The organism is Streptomyces sp. NPDC059456 (assembly GCF_042750055.1).
In the GTDB taxonomy this organism is placed as follows: domain Bacteria; phylum Actinomycetota; class Actinomycetes; order Streptomycetales; family Streptomycetaceae; genus Streptomyces.
The window spans coordinates 1-4,422 of sequence record NZ_JBHYVA010000698.1 but is presented as its reverse complement, the minus strand read 5'-3'; the positions used below and the strand labels follow the sequence as shown (position 1 = coordinate 4,422).

4 protein-coding genes are annotated in these 4,422 nt (G+C 70.1%); 2 read left to right on the top strand and 2 right to left on the bottom strand.

From position 1 onward, the window contains the following. Positions 1-72: 72 nt before the first annotated feature. Together ACFXA3_RS36675 and ACFXA3_RS36670 are read left to right on the top strand one after the other, a co-directional pair. Entirely contained in the window at positions 73-1,311 is a 1,239-nt protein-coding gene (locus ACFXA3_RS36675) for an LCP family protein (protein WP_385194523.1), read from the top strand. After that, positions 1,299-2,711, top strand: a complete 1,413-nt coding sequence (locus tag ACFXA3_RS36670) for an FtsW/RodA/SpoVE family cell cycle protein (RefSeq protein ID WP_385194521.1) — start codon at positions 1,299-1,301, stop codon at positions 2,709-2,711. Before ACFXA3_RS36675 ends, ACFXA3_RS36670 begins: the two co-directional genes overlap by 13 nt. Positions 2,712-2,766: 55 nt before the next feature. On the opposite strand, the gene ACFXA3_RS36665 is transcribed toward ACFXA3_RS36670, so the two are convergent. Together ACFXA3_RS36665 and ACFXA3_RS36660 are read right to left on the bottom strand one after the other, a co-directional pair. Continuing rightward, positions 2,767-3,624, bottom strand: a complete 858-nt coding sequence (locus ACFXA3_RS36665) for a polysaccharide deacetylase family protein (RefSeq protein ID WP_385194520.1) — start codon at positions 3,622-3,624, stop codon at positions 2,767-2,769. A 14-nt stretch (positions 3,625-3,638) separates the two neighbouring features. Beyond that, positions 3,639-4,422 (bottom strand): polysaccharide deacetylase family protein (locus ACFXA3_RS36660; RefSeq protein ID WP_385194517.1); only part of this gene is annotated, 784 nt, incomplete at its 5' end.

Sequence of the window (4,422 nt, the reverse complement as noted above, 5' to 3'; positions counted from 1 at the left end):
GCCGGGGAGACCTGACCGCGCCTTCAGGACCCTCAGGACTCCTTCAGCGGCCCTCCCCCACCATCGACTGGCATGAGCGCGCACCGGAGGAAGACCAGCCACCCCGCCCGTCGCCCCCGCCGGCAGCGGCGCCGGCCGCGCCGCATCGCCCGCACCCTGCTCGTCACCGTCTGCGCGGTGGCCGTCACGGCGGCCGCCGGCGCCTGGTACGCGTACCGGGACCTCGTCGGCAGCATCGGCAGCTCCGAGGCCCTCGACGGCGCGCAGAAGTCGCAGCACGGGGACACCAACATCCTGCTGATCGGCCTGGACAGCCGCCGCGACCAGAACGGCGAGAAGCTGCCCGACGCGGTCCTCGACGAACTGCACGCGGGCAGCTCCGACATCGGCGGCTACAACGCGAACACGCTGATCCTGCTCCACGTCCCCGGCGACGGCAGCCGGGCGAAGGCCTTCTCGGTCCCGCGCGACGACTTCGTCCCCGTCCCCGGCCACGGAAAGGACAAGATCAAGAAGGCGTACGGGCTGGCGAAGGCCGCCGAGGAGGAGCGGCTGGCGGCCCGCGGCGTCGCGGACGGCAGGGAACGGGAGCGTGCGGGGCGGGAGGCCGGCCGCAAGGCGCAGATCGAGACGGTCCGCAACTTCCTGGGCGTCCCGGTCGACCACTTCGCCGAACTCAATCTGGCCGGTTTCCACCACCTGGCGGACGCACTGGGCGGCGTACCGGTGTGCCTGAAGAAGCCGGTGCGGGACCGGTACTCGGGCGCCGACTTCCCGGCGGGCCGGCAGACCCTGAACGGCCGGCAGTCCCTGGCCTTCGTCCGGCAGCGGCACGGTCTGGACAGGGGCGATCTGGACCGGACGAAGCGGCAGCAGGCCTTCCTGGCGGGGGCCACGCAGAAGCTGAACTCGGCCGGGACCTTCACCGATCCGGTCAAGCTGATGAAGCTGATCGACGCCGCGAAACAGGACGTGGTGACGGACCGGGGGTGGGACCTGCTGTCGTTCCTGAAGCAGGCGAAGAACCTGTCCGGCGGGAAAGTGTCCTTCACGACACTGCCCGTGGAGCGGTTCGGAAGGAACCATGGGGAGGACATAAACGTCGTAGACGATATGAAGATAAAGCGCCTCATTGCCGAGCAGATCGGACCGCAGGCCTCCGCGACCGCGACCGCTCCGGATGCGGGCGACGCGCAGGGGACGCCACCGGGAGGCGCCGGCCCCGCTCCGGCCGCGTCGGACCCGCCCGCCCCGGCGGACGCGGGCGGCGGCCCCGCCATCGACGGTGGCGGCATCCCGTGCGTGGACTGAGGCCGCTGACCACGGCGGGCGCGCGCCGCCGTACCGAGGCGCTGCTCCTCGTCTTCGTCGTCGCCCTCACCGTCTTCGGGCACGCCAGTGCCGGTCTGGCGATGAACGGCGAGCTGCCCGCCAACCTCACCGGCTTCACGATCAGCATGTCGCTGCTGGCGCTGGTCGGGCACCTGGGCGTGCGCCGGTTCGCGGCGTACGCGGATCCGCTGATCCTGCCGCTCGCGATGCTGCTGTCGGGGCTGGGGCTGGTGCTGCTGCACCGGCTCGACCAGTCGTACATCGCGCGGTACGGGGGCGACGCGAACGCGCCCGGGCAGCTGATGTGGACGGTCATCGGCGTGGCCGCCTGCCTCGCGGTCGTGGCGCTGCTGCGCGACCACCGGCTGCTCCAGCGGTTCATCTACATCACGATGGCCGTGGCGCTGGTGCTGCTGATCGCGCCGGCGTTCTTCGGCGCGGACACGTACGGTGCGAAGCGGTGGATCATCCTCTTCGGGTTCTCGCTCCAGCCGGGCGAGTTCGTCAAGATCATGATCTCGGTCTTCTTCGCGGGGTACCTGGTCATCCACAGGGACTCGCTGGCCCTGACGGGCCGGAAGTTCCTCGGGGTGCGGCTGCCCCCGATGCGGCAGCTCGGGCCGATCATCACGGTGTGGATCGTGTCGCTGCTGGTGCTGGTCTTCGAACGCGACCTGGGGACGTCGCTGATCTTCTTCGGCGTGTTCGTGGTGATGCTGTACGTCGCCACCGAGCGCACCAGCTGGATCGTGACGGGCCTGCTCATGGCGGGCGTCGGCGCGTTCGTGGTGGGCTCGACGGAGCCGCACGTCAAGGGGCGCGTGGCCGCCTGGCTGGAGCCGCTGTCGTACTACTGGAAGGAACGGCCGCCGGGGGTCATCTCGGACCAGTCCGCGCAGGCGCTGTTCAGCTTCGGCACGGGCGGCATGTCGGGCACCGGGCTGGGGATGGGCCATCCGGAGCTGATCGGCTTCGCGGGGCGCAGCGACTTCATCCTGACCACGGTGGGCGAGGAGCTGGGCCTGGCCGGGGTCATGGCGGTGCTGGTGCTGTACGCGCTGCTGGTCCAGCGGGGGCTGCGGATGGCGCTGGGTGCCCGCGACCCGTTCGGGAAGCTGCTGGCGGTGGGGCTGTCGGCGGCGCTGGCGCTCCAGGTCTTCGTGGTGGCGGGCGGTGTGACGGGCCTGATCCCGCTGACCGGCAAGGCACTGCCGTTCCTGGCGAAGGGCGGCTCGTCGCTGCTGGCCAACTGGATCATGATCGCCCTGCTGCTGCGCATCAGCGACAGCGCGGAGCGCCAGCGCGAGGCGGATGCCCGCGGGCCGGTGGAAACGACGATCACCCCGGTGGTGACGGCCCCGCAGGCGCGGAGCGCATAGGCCCGGGCCCGGGTCCGGGGCCCCGCCCGGCGGCCGGCAGCCGGCGGCCCGCGCTCTAGAGGTAGTCCTCCAGACGGCCTATCTGGTAGCCCTGTTCCTGGATGCGCTGGAGCATGCGGGTCGTCATCTGGATCTCCGTGGCGCCCTTGAGCTCGGAGGGGCCGCGGAAGTGGGCCAGGATGATGTCGCCCGGCTTGAGGGCGGAGCCCTCGGCGTACTGGAAGTTGTTGATCTGCATCGACACGCGCCACAGGATGACCTGCGAGATGCCGCACTCGGAGGCAGCCTTGAGGGTGTCGTCGTTGTAGTTGCCGTAGGGCGGGCGGAAGCGGGTCGGCTTGGCGCCGAAACGCTTCTCCAGGTGTTCCTGCTGCCCGCATATCTCCTTCTTCTGCGCCGCGAAGGGCAGGGTCCGGAGGTTCGGGTGCGTCAGCGTGTGGTTGTTGATCGTGCTGCCGGAGCCGTTGTCGCGGAGCTTCTCGAAGTGCCCGTAGTCCGACGAGGCGATGTTGTCCGTGAGGAACATGCTGATCGGCAGCTTGAGGTCGGCCGCCATCTTCAGGAACTCGGGGTCCTTCTCCGCGCCGTCGTCGAAGGTCAGGAAGACGACCTTGTCGCCGGCCGGGACGGGTATTCGGTCCACCACCCGCGCCTTGCCCGGGGCCGCCGGGGCGAGGGAGGGCTTCTGGGCCGGCTTGGGGGCGAAGCGGAGCGGGGCCGACAGGCCCCACTTCTTGTACGCGTCGTCCCCCGGCGCGGCAGCGGCCGGCGACTGCGACTGCGACGGGCTCGCGGTCGGCGACTGCTGCGCCTCCGTCGTCTTGCGGCCCAGCCGTTCGATCGGGTCCACGCTGTTCCCGCATCCCGTCAGGGACAGCGCGAGCGCGCCGGCCGCCAGCGATCCTGCCGTCAACCGGCGCGCGTACCTCACAAGTAGTCCTCCAGGCGGGCCACGGCGTACCCCTTGTCCGTGACGGTCTTCATGACATGACGGATCATGTCAGGCATGGTCCCCTTCCAGTCCTCCCGCCCTCGGAAATGAGTCAGGATGATGTCTCCAGGGTGGAGGTCCCGGTCCCATTCCCGCCAGTCCATGCGGTTCACGAAGGCCTCCGCGTTCCACAGCGGGACCGCCTTGATGCCGCAGGACTTCGCCGCGCGCAGCGTGTCCTGGTTGTAGTTGCCGTACGGCGGCCGGAAGAGCGTCGGCCGCTTGCCGAACTGCTTCTGCATGGTGTCCTGCTGGCCGCAGATCTCCTCGTGCTGCTCCTCGTAGGAGAGGGCCGGCAGGTAGCGGTGGTTGAGCGTGTGGTTGTTCAGGGTGACGCCGGCGGCCTGCATCTCCTTGAAGTAGGGGTAGTTGTCGCGGACGAGGTAGTCGCTGAGGAACGCCGTGTACGGGATCTTCAGCTCCTTCATCATCTTCAGGAACTCGGGATCCTTCTCCGCGCCGTCGTCGATCGTCAGGAAGACGACCTTGTCCTCGGTGGGGACGGTGGTGAAGACGGGCGGGAGGTCCTCCTGCCCCTCGACCTCGAAGCCGTCGCGGGTGCTGATCTCGGGCTTCGTCTTCGGGGCGGGCGGCGCGGTCAGCGGCGGCTTGGCCAGCTTCCACTTCCTGGCCGCGGCGACCAGGGCCTGCTGGGCGGTCTTCAGCTGCTCGGCCGGGTTCGCGACCGCGCCCGCGGCGCCCGCGGGGGTGTCCGCGCCC